Raw genomic sequence first — 23023 nt, 5'->3', positions numbered from 1 at the left:
GTCGCTAAAAGAACATTACGAGGAGGAGTACCCTAGCTTAAGATAGGGAGGCGATCGCCCAAACGCAAAAATAAGCAAGCGCGATCGCGCTCTATAGGTTTAGGGTAAATAATCAGTGGAGCTGAAAAACGTTATTATTGCTCACAAAGCGGGAGATCCCCTAAGCCGCAGTTGGGCAGAAAAATGCGCTAGGCAACTGGAAAAACGCAATTGCCATGTTTTAATGGGGCCAAGTGGGGCGAAGGATAATCCCTATCCGGTTTTTTTGGCTTCCGCAATGCACCGCATCGATCTGGCGCTGGTGCTGGGTGGTGACGGGACAGCATTGGCAGCAGTTCGGCATCTATCTCCAGAGAGAATCCCTATTTTAGCGGTGAATGTCGGGGGACATCTGGGATTTTTAACTCAGCCATTTGAGGAATTTCAAGACACTGAGAGGGTTTGGGACAGGTTAGAGGAAGATCGCTATGCTATCGAACGCCGGATGATGTTGCAGGCGGCGTTATTTGAGGGCGATCGCACGAATATGGAACCGGTGAGCGATCGCTTCCTCGCACTGAATGAAATGTGCATCAAACCCGCCTCCGCCGACCGCATGATTACCTCGATATTAGAAATGGAAATTGACGGCGAGGTGGTCGATCAATATCAAGGGGATGGGCTGATTGTCGCAACGCCCACTGGTTCCACCTGCTACACCATCTCTGCAAACGGCCCCATCGTCCATTCTGGCATGGAAGCTATTACCGTCACCCCAATCTGCCCTTTGAGTCTCTCCAGTCGCCCAATTGTCATCCCCTCCGGTTCTGTGGTGAGCGTCTGGCCTTTAGCTGACTACGAATTAAACACTAAACTATGGATGGATGGGGTGATGGCAACTGCAATTTGGCCCGGACAGCGGGTAGACATCCGCATGGCAAATTGTCTGGCTAAGTTTATTATTTTGCGCGAAAACTATTCCTATTACCAAACGTTACGAGAAAAACTCCAGTGGGCAGGAGCTAGGATTCGGTATAGTAACAATCACCGCAATTAAATTATTGTGGCGTTTGTAAAAGCAGAAATAGGAATAGTGAATCGCTTTCACTCCATACAAACTGCATCAGCCTCTACCTCAATTAACATTGCCGGCTCAACGAGGGATTTTACTTCTATCATCGTTGAAGCTGGAGGATTTTCTCCAAAAAATTCTTTGTGCGCCTCACCAAATTCTCTCCAGCGAGAAATGTCTGTGACATACATCCGAGTTCGCACAACACAGCTACAATCAGTACCCAGATCCTGCAAGGCTTTTTGGATTATTTCAAAGCAGCGCTTTGCTTGAGCATATGCATTTTCTGGAGCAAACACTGCACCAATCTCATCGACAGGCGCAGTGCCAGAAACATAAATGATATTTCCTACTTTTACAGCGCGACAGTAGCCGACTTGGGACTCCCAAGAAGCTCCAGAAAACACCCGATGGACTTGCATACTCAGGCACTCCTAACGCTGATTAGCCAATTTTACCTGTAATAACGTTGCTCGATCCACGAACGCACCTCAGCTTCTGAGCCAAGATAGCTAGAGCGACCACTAACAGGATCGTAAGCACGCCAATAAGTATGTCCGTGACCATCAGAAACCTGCCAAACACGCAATTCTGAAGTGTTAACAAGGAATCTGACAAAGCCTTGCCAAATTCTATTTAGAGTCAATAACACCGCTGAGGTTTTCATAACTAAAGTACCGAATCAGAGTAATTATCAGAGTACGATTGGCAGTAACTAACGTACTTCATCCGCCTGAGTTACCCGATTGGATGATTTTTGACTAATTCCAAGATTGGGTTAAACTTGGGAAACCGGGATGCTGCTACTTCAAAATATCTATCAATAGATAGATTGACCAACATAGAAAATATTTATGCGAAATTTGAGCCTGCCTAAGACTTGGTTTGGTTTTTTTCTTATCCTCGTGTTGGTACTCGGCGTTTTTTTTCGCTTTGTTAATCTGGACAAAAAAGTTTATTGGCACGATGAAGCTTATACTTCATTGCGAATTTCTGGCTATACCAGTGCAGAAGTGAATCAGCAACTCTTTAATGGTCAAGTAATTGGCATCGAAGATTTACAAAAGTATCAGCGCCCTAATTCTGAAAAAGGCTTAATTGATACTATTAAAGCTTTGGCAATCGATGATGCTCAACATCCGCCACTTTATTACATATTAGTAAGATTTTGGGTGCAGTTGTTTGGTAATTCGGTAGCAGTCACGAGAAGCTTGTCGGTGCTGTTTAGCTTGCTGGTATTCCCTTGTGTCTATTGGCTATGCCTAGAATTATTTGAGTCGCCGCTAGTGGGATGGATAGCGATCGCTCTAATTGCTGTCTCACCTTTCCATGTTTTGTACGCCCAGGAAGCGCGGGAATATAGCCTATGGACCGTGACTATTTTGTTATCAAGTGCTACATTGCTGCGAGCTTTGCGACTAACCACAGAAGATGGAAATAAAACTTACCATATTCGGGCATGGGGAATTTATGCCGCAACTTTAGCATTAAGTATCTATACATTCCCATTTTCTGTATTTGTGGGAATCGGACATGGAATTTATGTAATTGTAATTGAAGGCTTCCGCTTTACTAAAACAGTAGCTGCCTTCGTACTAGCATCCCTAACGGCGGTGCTATTGTTTTCTCCGTGGTTGGTAATTGCGATCGCTACTTGGTCGGAAACAGGAGCAAACTGGACGGCTGTACCCATTCCCTTAATAGCTTGGCTAAAAACGTGGGGAATTCACATTAATCGTGCTTTTATTTTAACCCAAGGCGACTTTGGCTTTGATACTCTATTAACCTATTTAACCTTACCTATTTTTTTAATTTTGGTTAGCTACTCAATTTATTTTATCTGCAAAAATACCAAAAAGGAAGTTTGGTTATTTGTCCTAACTTTGATGGGAACCTTAACTTTAGCTTTAGTGCTTCCGGATTTAATTTTAGGAGGACAACGCTCAACTTCTAGTCGGTATATAGTCCCTTTTTATTTGGGTATTCAGCTATCAATTGCTTATCTACTTGCCACTGGGGTTACATCAGCTAGATTTTTAGAACAAAAATTTTGGCAGATAGTGATGGCTGCACTGATTTGGGCAGGTGTTGTTTCTTGTGCAATTAATTCTCAAGCTGAGACGGCTTGGAATAAAGTAGTTAGCTATCACAATTATCAAGTTTCAGAAATAGTCAATGAAGCAAAGGCTCCTCTTTTAATTACGAATTCTTTTGGGATTAATTTCGGTAATTCCCTAGCTCTTAGCTATCTATTGGAGGAAAAAGTACGCCTTATGGTAGTTCCTGGTAATAAACAGCCAGACTTTATGAATATTCCTAATATTCCTCAAGGTTTTAGCGATGTGTTTTTATTAAATCTTTCGGAGCAATTTCAGGAGAAAATCAAGAAAGAGTCAAATTTTAAAATAGAGCCTCTTTACAATGACAATTTTCTCTGGCTCTCAAAACTGGTAAAACCCTAAACTTTAGAGACAGCGATCGCGCTTATTCCTCGATTTCTATCAAACAACACTCGCGGACGCAGCAAAATTTTGAAAATTAGCAACAGAGAACTAATTTCACCGGGCGTATCCCGACGCTTCCACTGACCAGGACGGCAAAACAACATTTCTACTAATCGCCGATGTTCAGAGAGACTCAACTGCTCAAATGTCACTTGCACTGTAGGAAATTCATCAGTGAAACCAGTAGAAATAATTTGTCCTTCTAGATATATTTCTTCCTCCATAATTGCCAGCGTTACGGGCAATGGTTCATTTGAAGAAATCGGTGGCAATTGGGTCATAATTACTTGAGCACCAGCTTCTGAAATTATCTTAGTAATTCCCCAATAATTCTGCCCTGCCACATTTATCTGCACCACTCGCCTCAAATCAAACCATTCATACAGATCGGGTTTGGGAACATCCAGCAAGATTAACAACGTGATGCCAATCATCAGCAAATTATAACCACTCCAAACCCAACCCAAGTTGATACCTTTGTATACCTCAGCTGTGCCATTAGTCATCATGCACATTCCCAAATTCCGCCACAAACTGACCGATGTTGCTAGGAATAAGATAATCAAAGGCCATGCTAAACGCCAGTTGAAAGCATAGCGATCGCGTGATATCCCTTTTGGCGTTACTTTAAAGCCTTTTGAGAAGGGATTTAGCATTACTTGAAATACAGTCAGTGCTAGGGGGAAACACAGCACTAAAGTATAAATATCCGATAACAAAGCTGAGCGCGAACGGTAATTTAGCCAGGAGAAAACAGACAGTTGCACCACATAGTAAGGTACAAAGAAATACAACAATTCAGCAGATGTAGCCCGGATGGGAATAACGCCTAAAAATGAATAGGCTAATGGCATCAACAGAAAATAGACCCGCGCCCAACTGGTGAACCAATGCAGCAATCCTTCTGAATGAGCCAGTCTTTGTAAGGGGCTTAGTCCGGGAATTGTTAACGGATTCGACTCAATAAAAAATCCTTGTAAAGTACCCCGCGCCCATCGCAGCCTCTGGGTAGCATGAGCAGCAATATTTTCTGCGGCTAATCCGGCACTCAATTTTTCATCTAAATAAATTAATCGGTAGCCTTGGGCAGATAAACGAATTCCTGTAAAGTAATCTTCACTGAGGGAATCTGTTACAAAACCACCAGCTTCTTCCAAAGCGCTGCGTCTGACAATAAAAGAAGTACCAGAACAAATTACGCTGCCTGCTGCATCCCGAATTGGCTGAATTTGCCGATAAAAAACTTCTTCTTCTGGTGTTAAAATGTGTTCTAAGCCTAAATTATGGGCAATCGGATCAGAATTATAAAAGCTTTGAGGTGTCTGTACCAGGGCAACTTTTTCATCTTGAAAGAAGCCTACCGTCCGGGTAAGAAAGTTTTTAGTGGGAATAAAATCAGCATCGAATACAACAATTAGTTCGGCTTTGGTTTGAGGAAAGGCATGATTGAGATTTCCCGCTTTAGCATGACTATTATCTGCTCTTGTTTTATACTCGCATCCCAGTTCTTCAGCCAATTGTTGCATTTCTGGGCGCTTAGTATCATCGAGCAAATAAATCTTTTTGTTGGCATAATCTAAAGCTTGGCAGCCTATGATTGTGCGCCGTAAAATAAAAACTGATTCGTTGTAAGTGGGAATGAAAATATCTACAAATGGTGTAAAAGTGCCGTTGAGGACATTCTTAGAAAGCTGGTCAGCTTCTTTCCTTCGGTCTTTCACGTTTAGCATCAAAAACAACTGAATAATGCTACTAGCTAGCATTAACATTTCCATGCCAAATAACCCCAGGCTAAAAATACCATTTAGGGGATCAGCAAGATTCAGGGTAGAAAGCGATCGCCAGACAATATACCGACCCGTCAGCCCCAGCAAAATTCCCACCACAAAAAACCGCGATTTGGCATTAGGTAGCGGGGAAATTTTCATCACTGTTAAGACAGTAAGCAGCAAAGCAATCGTGGGAACTAGCAGATATTTGCCAGCAACCATTGGCGCTTCCACCCACATAGGCGGCTTTTCTTGCCATTTTTGTAGTTCGGCAAACAGGTAACTAATCGTCCCTTCACCAGCAAACCATGCCGCAGCGATCGCGCCCGCAAAAGCAACAATCCCCACCATGATTAGCGTTGCGACCCGAAGCCGAAACACGCGCTTCAGAATACGGCGCTTTGACATTTGCTTATTAATCTGTGAAGTCGTCATTCCTGTTAATTCCTCAAAGTTATGTTGGTATTCAATTTTTCTAAATTAATCTCCCAATAGTCTGAATAAATTAAATTTAACTTGGCTATCAAATTGGATTGTAACTCAATATATTTTTGGTTTCGGTGTAATGGTTGCATACAAGCCGCTTCAAACAATCCACGGACAGGATTAGAATGTTAGAGAACTAACATATACTAAAAAAAATAGTAGGTTGGACTGGTATTAGCAACGTTACATATAATAATAGTTTTTTTCACCCATGTGTCAATAGAGCAAAAAATGATAAGGGGCTGAAATCATTACTAAGTCTTACATGGACTCAAACTAATACTATGTTAATCTCTAGTTATAGCAATCCCATTTAACTTGTGAACGAGTATTCTGCTTGTAGGGACACGGCAACGCCTTGTCCCTACAGGGTTTCACGAATCATTTAGGATTGCTATAGCAGATATATATTTAAGCGTTTTCCCGCCAATTTCTCAGGAAAAACTCATCTTTCGATGTCAACATTAAGGGTAGATTGTCAGTAAAAATGATGTAGAGGAAGATGAGGTTATGAAGTTGAAGATAGCAATAGTGTGTGCCGTTGCCCTTTTGACTGTTGGCTGTACCAAAGAGGTAAGTTCCAATCAAGCAACTACCCAAGCTGAGGCATCAATAACCCCAGAAGCTAAGTCAGTTGCACAAGTACCCCTATTTGGAAAGTTTGTAGCGGCAGAACACCCTACTATGGGAATGGTTAGCGTGGTGACAGAAAATGGGAAAAACTATATAGAGTTAGATGAAGCTTTTAAAACCAGTAATGGCCCGGATTTATTTGTTATCTTGCATCGTTCCAAAAAACCGCCAGTATCAGGTATAAAAGAAGAAGATTATGTAAGCATTGGTCGCTTGCAAAAAGTGAGCGGTACTCAACGCTATGCTATCCCTGCTAATGTAAATCCCGCAGACTTTCGTTCAGTGGCGATTTGGTGTCGCCAATTCAATGCTACTTTTGGTTTTGCTTTGTTGAGTAGCTAGTGAATTAACCCATACTGAGGTTGTTATGGAAATTGCAGATTGGACAGCTTTAATTCATCCCGCGATCGCAGTTACATTCGTCTTCCCGCTGATTGGCATTGTCGTTCACTTCGCTTGGCAAACTCGTCAACGCCGTTTGCAAAATAAAGAAGGGAAAAGCAAAATTTCTCCAGTTGTTGGTAAAGAACACGTTCAAATCGGGAAATGGCTTTCAGCTGCGGTAGTTGGAGTTGCTTTGATAGGACTTGCTTACCCAATCTTTGGACATATTTTGGAAAATAATATTGGAAGCAAAAACCCTTTTCAAGTTGTTTTCATCGTACTAATGTTTGCAGCTACTATTGCCTCGTTAATATTCCTATACAAAGCAAGACAGCGACTTTGGCGAGGAGTTTTTGCTACTTTAACAGGTGCAGGTTTAGTTATTCTGGGGTTCCAAGAAGGCGTTTTTCGACGAGATAATGAGTGGTACTGGTCGCACTATTACATCGGCATTGCAGCTGCAATGTTGATGATTTTCTCGTTAGCAATTATTGAGGATATCTATAAAGACAAATCAAATCGCTGGCGCAATGTTCACATCATTTTGAACTGCATCGCACTTTTACTATTTCTAGGACAAGGTATGACCGGGACGCGAGACTTGCTAGAAATTCCTTTAAGCTGGCAGAAACCTACCATCTATCAGTGTGATTTTGCTAATAAAACTTGTCCTCCTCCTGCACCACCGAAAAGTTAATATTTAAACGCAATTCTCTTGTTCCCATCATAGAATTTCACTTTATATTGGCAATAAATGGATCTGTTGCGGATATAAAGTGAAATTCTATAAAAAAAACAAATGACGGGATTAATTACCTTTAAAGGATGTTTTAATAAGATTTACGCATTTTTGGGTAGGAGAGTCTGCGCTTGCTACAGAGAAAGCGATCGCGCCTAAAACTCCTAGTCCCAGCACCAAGAGAACTTGGCATAAATAGCGATCGCTACCAAGGCAAAAAATATGTCTATCAGCTTAAATATAAAGTCTCGTAAGGCGCTATTGCTTTTTTAACTTATGTTTACAGGTATGATTTTGGGCGATCGCTATTAATTTTTCATCCAACTCGCTATTACATTCCTGTCCGGTAAAGAAAATTATACCCGCATGAGCAGCCGCCGTCAGTTTATCGAAACAGTTGCCAAAAGCGCGATCGCTACCCTCATAGCTTCTCCCTTAAAATCAGGAAAAGCCGCAACTCCCCCAATTTTAAAACCCGCCCGTTTAAAACCCGGTTCTATTGTGGGAATTGTCAGTCCCGCTAGTGCAACATTTCTCCGGGAAGAACTCGATATCGTCATAGATGTAGTGCGGGGACTGGGAATGGTTCCCAAACTTGCTCCCCATATCCTCGACAGATATGGTTATTTAGGGGGCAAAGATAAAGACCGCGCCGCAGACATTAATCAGTTTTTTGCTGACCCGAAAGTAACAGCTATTCTCCCAATGCGTGGCGGCTGGGGTTGCAGTCGGATACTACCATACTTAGATTACCAACTCATCCGCAAAAATGCCAAAATTATTGTCGGTTTCAGCGATATCACAGCGTTAATTTTGGGAATTAACGCTAAAACTAACTTAGTTACATTTCACGGCCCCAACGGTTTGACATCTTGGCGAACAAAACAAACTGATTCTTTCCGCCGCGTCTTAGAATCTGCCGAAACCGTGACTTTTCAAAACCTAAAAGATGACGGCGATGAAAATCGATTGATGCAGCTAAAATATCGCCAACAAACTATAACACCCGGTCGAGCGCAAGGCAAGCTTATTGGCGGCAATCTTTCAGTTTTTTCTGGAATTGTGGGTTCTCCTTATATGCCCGATTTGAATGGTGCTATCTTATTTTTAGAAGAAATTAATGAAAATATTTACCGCATCGACCGTTTGATGACTCACCTAAAAATTGCCGGAGTATTTAATAAATTAGCTGGTTTTATTTTCGGGCAGTGTAAAGGATGTTCACCTGATGCTGATTATGGTTCTCTCACCCTTGAAGAAGTAGTTTGGGATCATATTCAACCATTAGGAATTCCCTCTTGGTACGGCGCGATGATTGGTCACATTGAACCGATAGTTACGCTTCCTATTGGTTTAGATGTGGAGATTGATGCCACTGCTGGCACTATTAGAATGTTAGAACCAGCGGTGGTTTAAATGGCTATCGTGAAAACCTTAAATTGCGTTGGCTAACTCTTTAAATTTACTTATTTTAAATGTATTTTTCTTCAAAAGTATGACATCATTGCAATCTGCGGTTTTTTCACATTATGCGCCAGGTATTTACTCTGTCCGTTTCAACAAAATACCCTTCAGTCCCGCAGCTTTTGCTCCCTGATAATCTTCCTGATGACTGTCGCCAATGTGCCATACGTCCTCAGCTTTTGCCTGATGTTTTTGCAACGCGACGGCGAAAATCTGTGGATCGGGTTTAGCAGCACCAACCTCAGAGCAAATAGTTACGGAAGTGAAATATTGTATCAAATTTAAAGATTGCAAAACCGAATAAATCCGAGAATCGAAATTTGACACCACACCCAGTTCAATTCCCATTTTGCGCCACTTTTCCAAGGATGCAGGGACATCTGAATAAACAAACCAAGGTTCAGGGGTGGAAAAGTGGTTGTAGAGTTCGTCAAAAAAACTGGCAAAATTGGAAAACTTTTCGAGAACACCAGCTTTGTGAAAAGTGGAAAGTGCGATCGCACGCCACCAATCAGACTCGCAATCGGGAATTTTTTGGGGTTCTGTACCTGGAAAAACTGGCGGCGGCGAAGCTTTAAAACTCTCGTAGAAAGCTTTTTGCAAGTCTTCTGGCGACACTTCCACACCAAACCGACGCGCGATCGCGCCATACACCTCGCCTATACTACCCCGCACCCCAAACATAGTGCCAACAGCATCGACAAAAATCACTTTGGGACGCTTCCGGCTATTTTCGTTTTCCATCTCTAGATTGCAAACCCTACAACACCACCCAGTATATTCATTATCATGTCATCGAGCGTATCCCAATAGGAAGCTGCAAACTGCCTATTCAGAATGAAGCCATAGCGCGATCGCCAGATATTAAGGCAAACTCATTGAGGTTTCTGAGTAAACAAACTAACCCCATGATAAAAATTAGATTTTGCCTCCAGTTCAAGCTTCTCCAGCTATTTTGATAAACTGGCAAATGCTCAAACAAAATGCTCTAGGCGATTCAGCAATAACCAAGAGTAAGGGATGACATTTTTATCAATCATCCATTTTATCCGAGTTTCAAATATCGGATAATTTTAATGGTACTTAAATAAACTTTTTGTTCTTTATTGCTTCTAATTTAATCAATTTAAAAATAAACAATAACCCAAAGCCTATAATAACTAAAAACAGCTTAGGAAATACCGCTAAATACAACCCTATAAAAAATGCGGTCTATAAAAGCCATAACCCGTCTTCTTAAAAAATTTAAGCATTTTTTGCTGATTAATAAGCAAGTCAAAATATGGTGGTTAATACCCAACTTATAACTATAGCAATTCAAGGCTTGTTACGATACATCTGTAGGGACATGGCATTGCCATGTCCCTACAAAACGTCGCAATTTTCGAGATTTTCTTGGATTGTATGAAACCACCTTGCTTCTGAAGATCCAACCGGGGCTTGGCAGGGGGCTGAAAGCTACTTAGACAAAAAATCAACCAAAGGTTGAGTAATCCAATTCAAGCCGACTTTCAGCTGATGATTTAGCGATGGCATCCGATACAGATAGGCAAGACGGCGAAGAATGTAAGCCGGAGTACCATCCAGTTTGATTCCCAAACCTGTCAGCGTGGCGTTATCGGTTCCCAACGTCATCATCTCCCCTAATTGCTGATAGCGGAAGGGAAGCAAAGGACGACCGCTCAGCGATGCCCAAATATTCCAGGCGGCAAAATCAGACTGCTGGAACGCAGACTGCGCCGTTGCTGGGATAGCTTGTCCCGTGACATCGTGACAATCCGCAAGGTCGCCGAGAGCAAAGATATCTGGATGGTCAACCAGTTGCAGAGTCGGCGTAGTCGTCAATTGACCGCGTTGATTTTGTTTGACAGGGAGGCTTCGCACCGCATCCGCCATGCCCACTCCCACCGTCCACAGCACCAAATCCACCGGAATTGGGTCTACCTGTCCTTTATAGACCAGCGAGATTGTTGTCGGTGACATCGACTCAACCGACGTATCCAAATCAATCCAAACACCTCGGTCTTCTAAAGCTTTCCGCGCTGCATCCCGGTTAAAGTCGGTTGAAGTTCGCAGAATCATATCGCTTAGTTCAATCAAGCGTATCCTACCGCGATCGCCAAGACGGTCAGCCAACTTACAAGCCAACTCTACCCCGCAGTAACCAGCACCCGCGATCGCTATGCGAATCTTATCAGCTTCCGACTCTTCCAAAATTCTCAGGCGTTCTTCCAGACGATAGGCATCAGCCATAGTGCGGAAACCAAAAGCATACTCAGCAGCTCCCGGTACCATGTCTAGGGGAGTTTCCCCACCCAACGCCAACACCAAGCGATCGTAGGCAAAATCTTGACCATCGTGCAAATGTACTAGATGTTCCTCGATATCAATTCCAGCCACGACACCCTGACAGAAGCGTACACCCGTGTTAGCCAGAATTTCTTGAAACGGTGGGGCAATTTCCCAGGTTTGCAGTTCCCCGGTAAGCAGTTCATACAGTAGCGGCGTGAACAAAAAGCGGTCATCCCGATCGACTAAGACAATTTCGGGACGTTCCGACCTTTCCCACGGCAGTTCGCTCAAGCGCAGAGCGGTGTAAAGACCACCAAAGCCGCCACCGAGTATACAGATACGTGCAGGTTGCTGGGTCATAGTTGGATGCGCGGACACTTCTAGCTGGGCAACTACTTTCAGTCTACTGATTCTGCCGTTCTATAGCCATCAGCCAGGGATCTAAATATTTCCCCTCGTGGAGTTTATCTAATTGTGTCAGCCTTCTCACATTCGGCGAATGGCGATTTCGTCTTTTTGAAGGAGAGTAAATGCGCCGCTCATTCTTGACTCCCCTGTTCAGGTCTAAACTCTGCGATCGCTTCTATCTTACCCACAATATTACTGTTGAACTGAGGCAAATCCTCCGCAGGTATCCAATACTCCTGATGTTGAGAACTCCCCACAGTCTGCACCTCGTACCGCACCATAAATTCCGTTTTCACCTGAAATTTGGTGACATAGCCAACATAGCCAGAAGCTGCGTCTTTTGTGTTCCAATCTCTGGCAATTTGCACAGCATAAGCCTCCGTTAGTACCGGATAAAAGATTGGTTGATAGGGAAGCCGAGGCGGAAACTCAGTGTAGCCGCTTTCTGCGACCAAATCCCACTCTTTTTGTCCAACCGGACGAAATAGAACTCTAGTCTCATTCATCTGTCAATCTCAGGATTAATTCCCATTGCACGTAATTGTTCAGCTAAACGTTCAGCTCGTTGTTGTTGTTTAGCCGCCTCTTCTTCAGGAATCGGCACTAACATCCCCTTAAATCCCTACTTACCAAGTCACGCGATCGCGTAATTTTTCCAACAAACTTGGGCCAACTCCTGGCACTTGATCCAAATCTTGTAACGAAGTAAAAGGTTTCTGTTGACGCGCCTCAATAATACGCCCAGCCAGCTTTGGCCCAACACCCGGCAAAGCCTCTATTTCTTCTATACTTGCTGTATTGAGATTAACTTTTTGAGTAATTTGATTTTCGCTTTTTTCAGATAGTTTAGAAGCTGGAATAATTCCAGTTTTTCCCTCACCCCCAGCTCCTCTCCCAGAACGGGAGAGGGGAGAAGGAGTTACAATGGGTTGCGCTCCTGAAGCATTTTTTACGGGACGACATTGTTTTTCCTGAGCATTTATTTTTTGTAAAATCCTATCAGGAACACCCAACAGTGCATTAGCATAAAGACGCTCAAACTCGCGATTGTAATGAGCAGCAACCGTCTGGCTTTGAATTACCAAAACCGTCTCATCATTGCCAGTATTGGCAGCATCTGACCAATTGTGAGAACCTGTAATTACAGCTTTTCCATCCACAACCCCGAATTTATGATGCAATAAATCTCCCTTTGACAGCAGTGGTACGCCAACAGTTTTAATCGGCTCTTGCCAAGGGCGATTCTCGGCTTCATACTTGCAAGAATTGCTCAAAGCAACGCCCATCATATCTAAGGCTTCGCTGTAGGGACGATAGATAAAATCTGGGTCAATTAAAGCGCGGATCTGCACGCCTTTTTGATGGTCGGCTTCCAAAATATTAACCAGACGCTGATCTGAAAAAACAAACAAAGCTATATCAACAGATTGGGCAGACGTATTTAAAATTTTGCCAATTAAGCCATTACTACTTTGAGTCCAAGGTTGTGTAGTCGAGGTTGGAGAAAACTGGACGGTGACAGTAGTATCTAAAAGGTTGACTTGTTGCGGTGGTCGAAACGTCTTTTTGACACCAAACTTACTATCAGCGTTTCCTCCTGGCCCATCTCCCCACATTAAGTTAAACTCTTGGGTAAAAATGGATGCTACTTCAGGACTATCAATTTTTAGTAAGTTATTAGCATTTCCCAAACTGCTAGGTGCGGAAAAATCTCCATGAATGTCGCTAGAAGTGAAATTTGCTGAAGTAACAATTACATTTGTGCCATCAACAACGACAAACTTGTGGTGCATCAGGCTGCTGCCTTTGGAACCGTCAGCAGTATCATCAATTATGGGAATACCAGCGTTGCGTAAAATTACCAAGGCATCTCCTTGATTAATTTCCGCACTCGTGAGTTGATTATCCGCGTTTCGGTCTACTAGCTGGCGAAATTCGTTATAACGTTGGCGTTCTCTTGGCGGTAGTTTCGCCACCTCAGCAGCGGTAAAACTACTCAAAGGGCGACTGTAGATATTTTCCAAAATCACCCGCACTTTCACCCCCGCCTGCTTGCGTTCCACCAACGAAGAGGCAATTTTAGGCAAACGCAACTCCTGTACCGCTACATCGACTGTGGATTTAGCAGCAGCGATCGCATCCACAATATGATGCTCTAAGTCATCTCCCGGTCGTTTTTGCAGTCGGTAAGGCTCAATGTATTCTGATGTAGCTGCGTGGTTGAAGTATACCTGAACAAACGGATCTTGAGGCAGGGGCTTAAGGATGGGATTTTGCGACTGCACCCGCCCACAGGCGGCGAGAGTCAGCGCGAGGAGGAATACATACCCCAAACGGATTTTAGTCAGGGAAAAGAGATTCACGGTGAGATGCTGGCTAACAGGCCGCAGTTTTATTACGTCGTGAAAACATAATTTTCGCTCATCCACCTACACAATAAACTCACGTATTAAAAGGTTTCATAACTTTTTGACCCAAAAAACGAAAACCGTTCTCAGAAACTCGCCCTTCTTGCATTAACATAAACTGCAAGCGGATAAAATTCATATTTTGTCCAACCGCCTTCACGGCGGAGAGTTTCCACAGGGTAGCAGCATTGTGGGGGTGGGGTGCCAAAAGCCACGCCACTATTTTTTTATGACAACAAGAAAAAAGACTTTTCCGTGCGGTCACAAGGGCTATGGGCAAATCTGTCATCGGTGCGCCTCTGAACGCGCCACTTGGGTTCAAAAAAAACAGGAAAAACAGCAGTGGGAGGAAACCTTCGCCGACGACCCCATTGATTTAAGACACCTTCCAGCTCATTTGGTGGTAAAGGCGCGTACCATCATTGCTAGATTGGAAAATACCCGGAACTATACAGAATTTAAGGGAAAGCGGCTACGCCACAACCGCACGATCATCAGTATTCCCTTAAGCCGCGACTACCGGATGATTTGCCGCGACTGCGGTAGCAGACTGGTACCGGAAGAAGTTATGTCCCACGAAGAATATAACGTCTGCAAACCGGGCGGATAGAGTCTGGTTAACTGTTCGTTGTTCAGGCTTTTGGCGCTATATGCTGAAAGTGTAGGAAGCCTGTCGCTTGAGCAACCATGCAAGTTTACCTGGATTATAGTGCCACCACGCCCACTCGCCCGGAGGCGATCGCAACCATGCAGCAAGTTCTTACCCAACATTGGGGGAATCCTTCTAGCTTGCACGAGTGGGGACAACGGGCAGCAACCGAACTGGAACAAGCAAGAATGCAGGTTGCGGGATTAATTAACGCACCTTCCTCAGAGGCGATTATCTTCACTTCTGGCGGCACTGAGGCAGACAATTTGGCAATTATGGGGGTTGCCCGCAGCTATAGATCGCCTCAGCATATGATTATCTCCAGCATTGAGCATTCAGCTGTGGCAGAACCAGCGCGGTTACTAGAATTATGGGGTTGGGAGGTGACGCGCTTGCCAGTGGATACTAAAGGCAGAGTGAATCCCAGAGACTTAGAATTAGCGCTACAACCCAATACAGTCTTGGTTTCGGTAATTTACGGTCAAAGCGAAGTTGGTACGCTACAACCGATTGCGGAACTTTCACAAATTGCCCGTTCCCAAGGCGTTCTGTTCCACACCGATGCTGTGCAGGTCGCTGGACGGTTGCCCATAGATGTGCGGCAGCTACCCGTGGATATGCTATCTCTCTCCAGCCATAAAATTTATGGCCCTCAAGGTGTTGGGGGGCTTTATGTGCGTCCTGGTGTGGAGTTAGTACCCTTGTTGTGCGGTGGCGGACAAGAATTAAAGTTGCGTTCCGGGACGCAGGCTGTACCAATTATTGCTGGTTTTGGTGTGGCAGCAGAACTGGCAGCGCAAGAATTGGCAACGGAAACATTAAGATTGGTAAAATTACGCGATCGCCTCTTCTCCCTCTTATCTGACAGCCCCCACCTCATCCCCACTGGCGACAGACTGCATCGCCTACCGCATCACGTCAGCTTCACCGTCACTGGCGGAATCACCGGAAAGACCCTCGTGCGCCAGATGAACCTCGCTGGAATTGCCATCAGTGCTGGCGCAGCCTGTCACAGCGGTAAACTCAGCCCTAGCCCCGTGCTGCTGGCAATGGGCTACAGCGATGCAGCTGCTTTAGGAGGAATTCGACTCACTCTGGGACGCGATACCACCGAAGCTGATGTAGACTGGGCGGCGATGGTGCTAAAGCAAGTTTTGGAAAGATTGATCCCACCAGCTATTAAGTTTCAGTCACAGAAGGTTTTAAGTTTAGAATTTTGAATGCTGACAACTCACCCACGGGCGAGTTTATTAAACATATTTGTGAGATAACAGATAATTTGGTAAAACCCGCCCCTACAATCAAAATTTTTCCAGATGGCAGAACTTCCCAAAACTCTAGAAGAAGCGATCGCCCAATCCCGCGAAGCTACCAAAGCCGCGATCGCCAATGGTTACACCAGGCTAAAAGTTGAGTTAGTCTTCCCAGAACTCAAAATTATGCCTGTAGCTTGGCAATTTATCCCAGTTTTTGAAGACATAGGTTCTGGGCTAAAAGTTTTCTTCCCTGACGCTGGTGCAGCTGCTCTGGCTCGTCGCGACTGGCCAGAGGTGCCTTTTAAAATACAAGATATTGGCACCAGCAAAAGCTCCCTAGAAGATAAAATTCAGCCAGAAGACAAGATTATATTGTTGGTTGAGCCTTCCTCGGTAGAAGTCCTGCAAGTCGAGAAGCTGTGCGAATACGCCGGAGATCGTCCCGTTGTCATGCTCAACCCCCGTTTAGAAGATCCCTCTATCGTGGGGATTGGCTATGCAGCGCGACAATTGCGCGATCGCTTCCTCATCTCCCTGGAGTCTTGCTACTACCTGCGATCTCTAGAAGGTGCTGCCATACTTCGTTGCTATCCTCAATCTTGGCAAGTCTGGCTGGAAACTAGCGACGATTACAAGCTGATTGCTGAAGTCTCCGAAAGACCAGTTGGGGAAGAACTCGATCAAATTATCGCTCAGGCTACAGGCACCAGCACTGGCACCAGCGACACCCCAGCACCAAAAAAATCTGGATTGTTTACCAATTTACAACGATTCATCCGCGCCCTGAGTCGTTAAAAAGAATTAAAAATGAAGAATGCTCCATTTTTAATTTGAGCGCGTCCTGCTGGTTTCGCTTGATAAAGTGCAGCTTCAGTCTTAAGCACGACGACTAAAGTCGCGTCTAAACAAACAAAGCCTGCCAACGCAAGCTAGTAATATCAAGCTTTTGCATTGGCAAGCTTTGTTGTTCCAGCATCGAGGCTTCTAGCCTGTGGGTTATATTTGCAAAAATGGGATGCTCCCGCAGCGTTGCTAGGGACGGTTCTATTAGCAAATAAATTCATAAAAAATAATCTATAAATAGCCGACTTAATTAAACATAACTTGTGACAAATATATCCATTACTCATTATCATATGAAAACTAAGTTACCTTTATTTCTGTGGTATTAAATCTAATAATTTGATATAAACGCGATCGCATCTGGTTGTCTCCACGCCCTCGGCTTCTTTGTAACCGCTATTTTCATAAAGTTTAACTGCCTGTTGGAGAACGCTGGCAGTTTCCACCCAAATTTCTTGAAAACCAAGGGATGCGATCACTTTCTCCAATTGATGCAACAAATACTTCCCTAACCCTTGCCCTCGCACCTCTGGCAACAAATACATCTTGCGTATTTCTACCGCTTTTTCTCCCCGATGTACCGGATAATAAGCAGCAGTTCCCACCACACGCCCAAGTCTTTCCACTACCCAAAATTCACCCCCAGCATCGAGATAAAATTTTTCTACCTCCAGCACATCCCTGTCTGCTCCCTCTGGCTCCCAAGGCAAGCCATACTCAGTTAATACTGAATGGATAACATCAGCTGCGGCTGCGCGATCGCTTTCTTCCCAACTCCGAATCAAAAAATTACCATATTGTATTTTCATGCCCGTTTTCAACCATTGAAACTACAAAGAATTATCAAAAAAGTCAAGTTCTTGTAACACCATACTCTCTGATAGTTTATTCTTAATAATGAGAATATAACCTAATATTATTTATCTTAAATATACTTATAGAAAATAAGTTCTGAAGCATTAGTAACCCCTCTTTGTCGGAAAAAGGGACTGTTCTTGTCAGGTTTTTAACTATGAATTCTCGGTTCTGGGTGCAGAGTTTCCAACAACTCACTTTCGGCAACAGCTAATTCTTCCAGCCGCTCTTTAACAACATCACGTTCAAAGTAAGTATTAGCCAGCACCCAATAAACGCCATAATGACGAGCCTCAGATGCCATCAAACTGCGATAAAACTTGGCTAGATCGGGATCTGGAGAGTGATTAGCAAGTAATCCCAGCCGTTCGTGAGAGCGAGCCTCAATTAAACCAGAAACAAGCAGAGAATCCAACAATCGCTGAGGTTCCTGGGGACGAATTTGCGCCTTCATTCCAGCACCATAGGGAGGAGCCGAGAGGTGTCCCAGAGGGATTTGGCGGCGTTCTAGCCACTGATTGACTTGCTCAAAGTGTTCTAGTTCTTCACGAGCGATCGCTGTCAACATCCGCACCATCTGAGTATTAGAAGGGTAGCGAAACATCAAATTCAAAGCTACGCCAGCAGCTTTTCGTTCGCAGTGGGAATGGTCTAACAGGATCGTGTCCAAGTTAGCGATCGCCATCTTCACCCAAGCCTGACTGGTTGGTTGCTTCAAAGCGACTATCGTTGGCGGCGTTACTGAAGAGGCGCTAAGCTCAGAATTTTTGGAAATTTCTAACATTCAAGCAAAAGCCAGAGGATTTTAGTCTGAATTTTGTCCCCAGTGGGCAGCTCAGACATATTTGTTCATCCGCAAGGGATATGCCAAACCCTTAAATATGCTACTAAGGCTAGGCAAGATATGATTGAACTGTAGTCTACCATACTTACAATCTGGGAAGTACCGCCATTTAAAGGAATTGAAAATTATACATTATAAATTAAAGTGTGTCTTTTTTGATTTTTAATTTTTAGGCAGGCATTCCATACTTCAGGCTGTGCATCACCTTAATAATAGTCGGCACTATCCAGTGTTGTGAGAAATCGGAAGTTAGGAAAAGCAAAATGACCCACCGTCGCATTGTGATAGGTGATGTGCATGGCCACTACGACGGCCTAATGAGATTATTAGAAGCGATCGCGCCTTCTGATGAAGATTCAGTTTATTTTTTGGGGGACTTAATAGATCGGGGGACTCAGAGCGCTCAGGTTGTGAAATTTGTCAAGCAAAGTTCCTACCACTGCCTCCTGGGAAACCACGAGCAAATGTTAATAGACGTATTGGGCGATGGAGAAGTATATGGCCCAGCCCTGCAAGGATGGCTGTATAGTGGCGGACACGCCACCGTCAACAGTTATGGCGAAGCTGGCATTCCCCAAGGAGATATAGACTGGATGCGAAGCTTGCCAACACACCTAGACTTAGGCGACATCTGGTTAGTTCACGCAGGCGTTCATCCGCAAATCCCTCTCGAAAAGCAAAGCGCTGAAGAATTTTGTTGGATTCGGGAAGAATTCCACAGTATAGCTAAACCATACTTCCCTGATAAACTGATCATCACAGGTCACACCATCACCTTCACCTTGCCTGGGGTGACACCAGGGAAATTAGCCCAAGGAAATGGCTGGCTAGACATTGATACTGGTGCCTACCACCAAAAAAGCGGCTGGTTGACAGGCTTGGATATCACCAACAACCTTGTATATCAAGTCAACGTCTTGCGCGGTCGCGTTCGCAAACTCTCACTATCAGAAGCCGTAACGCGAATCGATCCATCACAGGTGGGTAGAATGCGTCGCCATATGCTTAGACCATAAGGCAAAAAGGCAATCCTTTCAAAGGATTGCCTTTTTAAAGAGTTTGTCTTTTAGGGAAGGGCGCGGATGTTCCTCTTGTAAGCCAACTCATCTAGCCCCTCGCCCACATTGGCAGTCGCCGGGTCGATGACACGTTCCAAAGCGTTAATTCTGTCCTGTGTCCCCGGATGGGTACTCAAGAAATTAGGCACCGAGCCGCCTCGGAGTAGCTTTTCCATAAAACCTACCATCCCTGCGGGGGCATAGCCTGCATTTGTTAAGGTTTCCAGACCCTTTTGATCAGCCTCAAATTCATCTTTGCGACTGTTCGGACGGCGCAGAGCTAGATCCACACCAATCTGCACCGCCAAATTGCGGTCTAAGCCAGCAGCAGCCGCCACACCGCGAGCGATCGCAGTTTGGCGCATTTGCTCCAACGCATGACGGGAAGCAATATGGCCGATTTCGTGAGCTAAGACACCTGCCAGCTGAGCTTCATTATCTGCCGCCTTTAGTAAGCCAGTATGGATGTAGACAAAGCCCCCCATCGTAGCAAAAGCATTAACGCTTTTATCGTTAACTACCTGAAAAGTATAAGGAATATCCGGGCGATCGCTACTACTAGCCAGCCGCTGACCAATCTCATTTACATAGCGCGTTATTTGCGGATTACGATACAAGCGAATTTCTCTAGTCACCAGTTGTTCATTAATTGACCGACCAATCTGAACTTCCTGTCTATCAGAAACATTCGACATCTGAATCACCTGAACGCCGCGCAAAATCAGGTCTAACCAGGGTATCGCTTGCCCTGGTTGCGGCAAACCTACCCAAATAAACAGCGCCATCACCGCTGACAGCAACGGGTATAACCAGCGGCGATTTGCCTGACGATAAAAAAACGATAACGGATTCAACTTCATAGCCAATACGCGCAAGAATAATTCAAACAGCTGCAATCAAAGACTCTGGAATCCAAGACGCAAAGCAGCAAGTCTTGGTTGCCTTTCTAGGATTCCCCTGGCAGATAGTTTTCCAACTTTTGTTCAAAAAAAGAGATTTTTTGCCTAAATAGCCAATATAAGAGCGTTAAGTTTTAACAATAAATATAATCATTGGATTTATCCTTGATCCTGCCGTTAACTCAACATCATCAAAATGCGATCGCTTAAGCCTTGCCAGATTCCTACGCAATATTACGTAGACAAGCATTTTTCCGAAAAGCAAATTAAGCGATTATGCCGATGAAGTACCAGGCAGGCTCACAGAAAATTTAGATAGTATCTATATCGTCACGTTTAATATATGCAAGCTCAAGAGCATTTAACATCGGTAAGTATTGGTCAATTAGTTGAGCATTTATTAATTACTCGTAAAATCACTCGCGCTGACCAACGGCGGCTGATGTCCACACTGTTATCGAAAACAGCTTTAAACGCCGAAGAGCAAGCTCAAGTAAATCGAGTCCTTGACAAGCTAAAAAATGGATGGTTGCGCGTAGTAGAGTAAATAATCCTCTTTTTTTTAGCAGATTTACTTATCCAGTCAGCCACACCACTTCCTGACGACACTCATGTTACTCTGACAAAAGACTACCGGATCGTGACTCATCTAGCTTGCGATCTATAGAGTTAGATGTTATTTTCCACCAGTCTTTTAGCTAGAGCCAGGACATTTCTGCATGAAGATTTTGGATTCTCAAGGTCGCTTATTCGGCAAGGTAAGCATTTTAGATGTTGCTGCTGCCTTAGTGATTCTCTCAGTTATTGTCGGGATCTTCTTCTTCCCCGGCACCTCCGGTTCGGTTGCTCAAGTCGGCGTTACCACAAAACCAGTAGAAGTAGATGCCATTGTTCGGGGTTTGAACGTCCTAGACCCGCAAGGATTAATGGAACAGTTTGAGAAAGACAAAAAAGTAAATATTATCATCCGCAATCAACCCGCCGGACAGATGGAGATTAAATCCGTCAAACTCCTACCACGAACAGTGGTTGTGCCGCAACCAGATGGTTCTGTCAAAGCCTTAGCCGATCCTAGACAAGATTCTTTCAGCACCGATATGCTAATGAATTTTGCTACAAAAGGGCAAACTACTAAAGATGGTCTAGTCATAGGCGGCACCAAAGTTAAAATTGGCATGCCCCTAGAACTTGACGGTTCAGATTACAACTTTAACGTCACTGTGATTGATATCCGGTTGAAAGGCTAAAAGAAGGGAATCATGGCTAATTGGTCAAGAATGCAGTTAGCCATGATTCCATTAGCCATTAAGCAATTTCAAAAATCGCCGGATTAAGCCAATTGTCACCGCAGGCATTTCTAACTGGGGTGTCAGTCCCACATCATCCAGAGGTTGAAAAACCTTGATGGCTTGCGGATTCAAGGCTGCAAGCCGCCTGCCAATATCAGGGCCTGTAAACTGAGATTTTTCGCCCCACATGATGGCAGTAGGCACGTTTAGCTGCCCAATGTACAGTGAAAGATCGAAGCATAAATCCCCCCGCACAAAAGAAAGCGCTGCATATTCAGCATTTGGTTCCAGGGCAGATTCCAGATAGGCGTTGACAATTTCTTCGTAAACGCGATCGCTCTGAGCAAATTGGCGTTGTTCTAAGAAACTGCGGATACCGCCACTGGTAGCAACGCCAGTGCTGTAAATTAATTTATCTAGAATTGGTGTGCTGACCAGTTGGGCAAAGAAACTGCGCGTGTAATTTTCGCCAAAGTCAGACAAACCAGCGGCTGTCGTCAAAATCAGGGACTTAAATAAATCGGGACGAGCGATCGCAGCTCTAATTGTAAAGGCAGCAGAGAGCGAAGACGCAATTACAGGCGTTGCGCTATCACAAGTCAGCTCCAGAAACTCGATAATCGTGTTGATGTAGTCATCTATTTGGTAATTCCGGGCTGGATGATCGGATCTACCCCAACCAATTAAGTCTGGTGCTAAAACTCGATACTCAGTCGCAAAAGCTGGGTAGACTTTCGACCACTCATAAGCGGACGACCCCCCACCAAAGCCATGCAGGAAAACCAATGTGGGCAACTCTTTCAAGCTGGTGGCAGCTGTTGACTGCCACGGTTCCCCCTCGTTAGTGTAGTACACCATTCTTCCCAACGAGGTGACAACTGAGTGCTGTTCAAATCCTGGTGGCTGAATCATGGGACAAACCTCCTATCTACTGCCATCATCGCCGATTTAGGTCTACCAAAACCTCTGGCTCTGGAATGGTGATTAGTCATGAAGAACTTCCCCGATCCACACAGCCGATAGAAATGCCAAGAAACTCTAAAACCAAACCTCGTCTGTTTAAAGATTTGGTAAGTGGTTCTCTCACCCGAAAAATAGCCGTATTGGGTAAAAAAACTAATAGCGCCTTGGTTTGACATTTGTGGGAGTTCGGAGACATCCGCTAGATAACGGATGCGAAACCGGAAAAAAT

Annotated in this window: 23 protein-coding genes; 11 read left to right on the top strand and 12 right to left on the bottom strand. The window is 44.3% G+C overall.

The features are described 5' to 3' along the window. Window positions 1-115: 115 nt before the first annotated feature. Window positions 116-1036 (top strand): NAD(+) kinase, encoded by a 921-nt coding sequence (locus NDI42_RS16955; RefSeq protein ID WP_190437919.1) that lies wholly within the window; start codon window positions 116-118, stop codon window positions 1034-1036. 47 nt (window positions 1037-1083) lie between these two features. On the opposite strand, the gene NDI42_RS16950 is transcribed toward NDI42_RS16955, so the two are convergent. Then, entirely contained in the window at window positions 1084-1473 is a 390-nt protein-coding gene (locus tag NDI42_RS16950; RefSeq protein ID WP_190453444.1) for a RidA family protein, read from the bottom strand. Between the two features lie 32 nt (window positions 1474-1505). Next, on the bottom strand, window positions 1506-1718 hold the full coding sequence (locus tag NDI42_RS16945; protein WP_190453441.1) for a hypothetical protein: 213 nt from the start codon (window positions 1716-1718) through the stop codon (window positions 1506-1508). A gap of 187 nt (window positions 1719-1905) precedes the next feature. On the opposite strand from NDI42_RS16945, the gene NDI42_RS16940 reads away from it, so the two are divergent. Next, entirely contained in the window at window positions 1906-3513 is a 1608-nt protein-coding gene (locus NDI42_RS16940; protein WP_190453439.1) for a glycosyltransferase family 39 protein, read from the top strand. On the opposite strand, the gene NDI42_RS16935 is transcribed toward NDI42_RS16940, so the two are convergent. Beyond that, the gene (locus NDI42_RS16935; RefSeq protein WP_190453434.1) at window positions 3510-5759 is read right to left on the bottom strand and encodes a glycosyltransferase; all 2250 of its coding nucleotides are present in this window, start codon (window positions 5757-5759) and stop codon (window positions 3510-3512) included. The genes NDI42_RS16940 and NDI42_RS16935 overlap by 4 nt on opposite strands. Window positions 5760-6320: 561 nt before the next feature. Between NDI42_RS16935 and NDI42_RS16930 the strand changes: the two genes are divergently transcribed. The 3 genes from NDI42_RS16930 to NDI42_RS16920 all read left to right on the top strand — a co-directional run bounded on the left by NDI42_RS16930 (window position 6321) and on the right by NDI42_RS16920 (window position 8982). Next, on the top strand, window positions 6321-6785 hold the full coding sequence (locus NDI42_RS16930) for a DM13 domain-containing protein (RefSeq protein WP_190453431.1): 465 nt from the start codon (window positions 6321-6323) through the stop codon (window positions 6783-6785). A 25-nt stretch (window positions 6786-6810) separates the two neighbouring features. Continuing rightward, window positions 6811-7524: a DUF4079 domain-containing protein gene (locus tag NDI42_RS16925; RefSeq protein ID WP_190453428.1), complete on the top strand. Its 714-nt coding sequence runs from the start codon at window positions 6811-6813 to the stop codon at window positions 7522-7524. 408 nt (window positions 7525-7932) lie between these two features. Next, a complete protein-coding gene (locus NDI42_RS16920; RefSeq protein ID WP_190453425.1) occupies window positions 7933-8982 on the top strand; it encodes a S66 peptidase family protein in 1050 nt (349 codons plus the stop codon). 126 nt (window positions 8983-9108) lie between these two features. Here NDI42_RS16920 and NDI42_RS16915 read toward each other — a convergent pair whose 3' ends face one another. The 5 genes from NDI42_RS16915 to NDI42_RS16895 all read right to left on the bottom strand — a co-directional run bounded on the left by NDI42_RS16915 (window position 9109) and on the right by NDI42_RS16895 (window position 14358). Continuing rightward, complete coding sequence (locus NDI42_RS16915; RefSeq protein WP_190453422.1) at window positions 9109-9774, bottom strand: HAD-IA family hydrolase; 666 nt, start codon at window positions 9772-9774, stop codon at window positions 9109-9111. A gap of 714 nt (window positions 9775-10488) precedes the next feature. Continuing rightward, window positions 10489-11682, bottom strand: a complete 1194-nt coding sequence (locus NDI42_RS16910; RefSeq protein ID WP_190453419.1) for an NAD(P)/FAD-dependent oxidoreductase — start codon at window positions 11680-11682, stop codon at window positions 10489-10491. A gap of 179 nt (window positions 11683-11861) precedes the next feature. Next, window positions 11862-12236 (bottom strand): hypothetical protein, encoded by a 375-nt coding sequence (locus tag NDI42_RS16905; protein WP_190453416.1) that lies wholly within the window; start codon window positions 12234-12236, stop codon window positions 11862-11864. A gap of 120 nt (window positions 12237-12356) precedes the next feature. After that, window positions 12357-14093 carry a DUF655 domain-containing protein gene (locus NDI42_RS16900; RefSeq protein WP_190453413.1) on the bottom strand — a complete coding sequence of 579 codons (1737 nt, stop codon included), beginning with the start codon at window positions 14091-14093 and terminating at the stop codon, window positions 12357-12359. 79 nt (window positions 14094-14172) lie between these two features. Continuing rightward, entirely contained in the window at window positions 14173-14358 is a 186-nt protein-coding gene (locus NDI42_RS16895) for a hypothetical protein (protein WP_348231439.1), read from the bottom strand. A gap of 9 nt (window positions 14359-14367) precedes the next feature. On the opposite strand from NDI42_RS16895, the gene NDI42_RS16890 reads away from it, so the two are divergent. The 3 genes from NDI42_RS16890 (at window position 14368) to NDI42_RS16880 (ending at window position 16838) form a co-directional block, all read left to right on the top strand. Beyond that, a complete protein-coding gene (locus tag NDI42_RS16890) occupies window positions 14368-14748 on the top strand; it encodes a DUF7682 family zinc-binding protein (RefSeq protein WP_190453407.1) in 381 nt (126 codons plus the stop codon). 77 nt (window positions 14749-14825) lie between these two features. Next, window positions 14826-16007, top strand: coding sequence for a cysteine desulfurase family protein (locus NDI42_RS16885; protein ID WP_190453404.1), 1182 nt, complete (start codon window positions 14826-14828; stop codon window positions 16005-16007). Window positions 16008-16103: 96 nt separating this feature from the next. Next, window positions 16104-16838 (top strand): DUF1995 family protein, encoded by a 735-nt coding sequence (locus tag NDI42_RS16880; protein WP_190453401.1) that lies wholly within the window; start codon window positions 16104-16106, stop codon window positions 16836-16838. Window positions 16839-17197: 359 nt separating this feature from the next. Here NDI42_RS16880 and NDI42_RS16875 read toward each other — a convergent pair whose 3' ends face one another. Both NDI42_RS16875 and NDI42_RS16870 read right to left on the bottom strand, forming a co-directional pair. After that, window positions 17198-17695 (bottom strand): GNAT family N-acetyltransferase, encoded by a 498-nt coding sequence (locus NDI42_RS16875; RefSeq protein ID WP_190453398.1) that lies wholly within the window; start codon window positions 17693-17695, stop codon window positions 17198-17200. Between the two features lie 197 nt (window positions 17696-17892). Beyond that, the gene (locus tag NDI42_RS16870) at window positions 17893-18525 is read right to left on the bottom strand and encodes a MiaE family protein (RefSeq protein WP_190453395.1); all 633 of its coding nucleotides are present in this window, start codon (window positions 18523-18525) and stop codon (window positions 17893-17895) included. Between the two features lie 323 nt (window positions 18526-18848). On the opposite strand from NDI42_RS16870, the gene NDI42_RS16865 reads away from it, so the two are divergent. After that, window positions 18849-19601: a metallophosphoesterase family protein gene (locus NDI42_RS16865; protein ID WP_190419151.1), complete on the top strand. Its 753-nt coding sequence runs from the start codon at window positions 18849-18851 to the stop codon at window positions 19599-19601. Between the two features lie 50 nt (window positions 19602-19651). On the opposite strand, the gene NDI42_RS16860 is transcribed toward NDI42_RS16865, so the two are convergent. Further along, window positions 19652-20503: a M48 family metallopeptidase gene (locus NDI42_RS16860; protein WP_190453392.1), complete on the bottom strand. Its 852-nt coding sequence runs from the start codon at window positions 20501-20503 to the stop codon at window positions 19652-19654. A gap of 382 nt (window positions 20504-20885) precedes the next feature. On the opposite strand from NDI42_RS16860, the gene NDI42_RS16855 reads away from it, so the two are divergent. Then, entirely contained in the window at window positions 20886-21089 is a 204-nt protein-coding gene (locus NDI42_RS16855) for a hypothetical protein (RefSeq protein WP_190453389.1), read from the top strand. Window positions 21090-21261: 172 nt separating this feature from the next. Further along, window positions 21262-21789 (top strand): DUF4330 domain-containing protein, encoded by a 528-nt coding sequence (locus NDI42_RS16850; RefSeq protein ID WP_190453386.1) that lies wholly within the window; start codon window positions 21262-21264, stop codon window positions 21787-21789. A 51-nt stretch (window positions 21790-21840) separates the two neighbouring features. On the opposite strand, the gene NDI42_RS16845 is transcribed toward NDI42_RS16850, so the two are convergent. Beyond that, window positions 21841-22743: an alpha/beta fold hydrolase gene (locus tag NDI42_RS16845; protein ID WP_190453383.1), complete on the bottom strand. Its 903-nt coding sequence runs from the start codon at window positions 22741-22743 to the stop codon at window positions 21841-21843. Window positions 22744-23023: the final 280 nt, after the last annotated feature.

The sequence above is a fragment of the Funiculus sociatus GB2-C1 genome (genome assembly GCF_039962115.1).
Taxonomy (GTDB): Bacteria; Cyanobacteriota; Cyanobacteriia; order Cyanobacteriales; family FACHB-T130; genus Funiculus; species Funiculus sociatus.
Note: the sequence above shows the minus strand (reverse complement) of the source record. Positions and strands in the feature narration are given on the sequence as shown.

Excerpts from the sequence above, each read along its gene's own strand:
- NDI42_RS16885 (WP_190453404.1), top strand. The coding sequence starts at position 14,826 with ATGCAAGTTTACCTGGATTATAGTGCCACCACGCCCACTCGCCCGGAG.
- NDI42_RS16910 (WP_190453419.1), bottom strand. The coding sequence starts at position 11,682 with ATGACCCAGCAACCTGCACGTATCTGTATACTCGGTGGCGGCTTTGGT.
- NDI42_RS16935 (WP_190453434.1), bottom strand. The coding sequence starts at position 5,759 with ATGACGACTTCACAGATTAATAAGCAAATGTCAAAGCGCCGTATTCTG.
- NDI42_RS16880 (WP_190453401.1), top strand. The coding sequence starts at position 16,104 with ATGGCAGAACTTCCCAAAACTCTAGAAGAAGCGATCGCCCAATCCCGC.
- NDI42_RS16870 (WP_190453395.1), bottom strand. The coding sequence starts at position 18,525 with ATGTTAGAAATTTCCAAAAATTCTGAGCTTAGCGCCTCTTCAGTAACG.
- NDI42_RS16925 (WP_190453428.1), top strand. The coding sequence starts at position 6,811 with ATGGAAATTGCAGATTGGACAGCTTTAATTCATCCCGCGATCGCAGTT.
- NDI42_RS16890 (WP_190453407.1), top strand. The coding sequence starts at position 14,368 with ATGACAACAAGAAAAAAGACTTTTCCGTGCGGTCACAAGGGCTATGGG.
- NDI42_RS16915 (WP_190453422.1), bottom strand. The coding sequence starts at position 9,774 with ATGGAAAACGAAAATAGCCGGAAGCGTCCCAAAGTGATTTTTGTCGAT.
- NDI42_RS16920 (WP_190453425.1), top strand. The coding sequence starts at position 7,933 with ATGAGCAGCCGCCGTCAGTTTATCGAAACAGTTGCCAAAAGCGCGATC.
- NDI42_RS16930 (WP_190453431.1), top strand. The coding sequence starts at position 6,321 with ATGAAGTTGAAGATAGCAATAGTGTGTGCCGTTGCCCTTTTGACTGTT.
- NDI42_RS16875 (WP_190453398.1), bottom strand. The coding sequence starts at position 17,695 with ATGAAAATACAATATGGTAATTTTTTGATTCGGAGTTGGGAAGAAAGC.
- NDI42_RS16940 (WP_190453439.1), top strand. The coding sequence starts at position 1,906 with ATGCGAAATTTGAGCCTGCCTAAGACTTGGTTTGGTTTTTTTCTTATC.
- NDI42_RS16905 (WP_190453416.1), bottom strand. The coding sequence starts at position 12,236 with ATGAATGAGACTAGAGTTCTATTTCGTCCGGTTGGACAAAAAGAGTGG.
- NDI42_RS16850 (WP_190453386.1), top strand. The coding sequence starts at position 21,262 with ATGAAGATTTTGGATTCTCAAGGTCGCTTATTCGGCAAGGTAAGCATT.
- NDI42_RS16855 (WP_190453389.1), top strand. The coding sequence starts at position 20,886 with ATGCAAGCTCAAGAGCATTTAACATCGGTAAGTATTGGTCAATTAGTT.
- NDI42_RS16860 (WP_190453392.1), bottom strand. The coding sequence starts at position 20,503 with ATGAAGTTGAATCCGTTATCGTTTTTTTATCGTCAGGCAAATCGCCGC.
- NDI42_RS16865 (WP_190419151.1), top strand. The coding sequence starts at position 18,849 with ATGACCCACCGTCGCATTGTGATAGGTGATGTGCATGGCCACTACGAC.
- NDI42_RS16945 (WP_190453441.1), bottom strand. The coding sequence starts at position 1,718 with ATGAAAACCTCAGCGGTGTTATTGACTCTAAATAGAATTTGGCAAGGC.
- NDI42_RS16950 (WP_190453444.1), bottom strand. The coding sequence starts at position 1,473 with ATGCAAGTCCATCGGGTGTTTTCTGGAGCTTCTTGGGAGTCCCAAGTC.
- NDI42_RS16845 (WP_190453383.1), bottom strand. The coding sequence starts at position 22,743 with ATGATTCAGCCACCAGGATTTGAACAGCACTCAGTTGTCACCTCGTTG.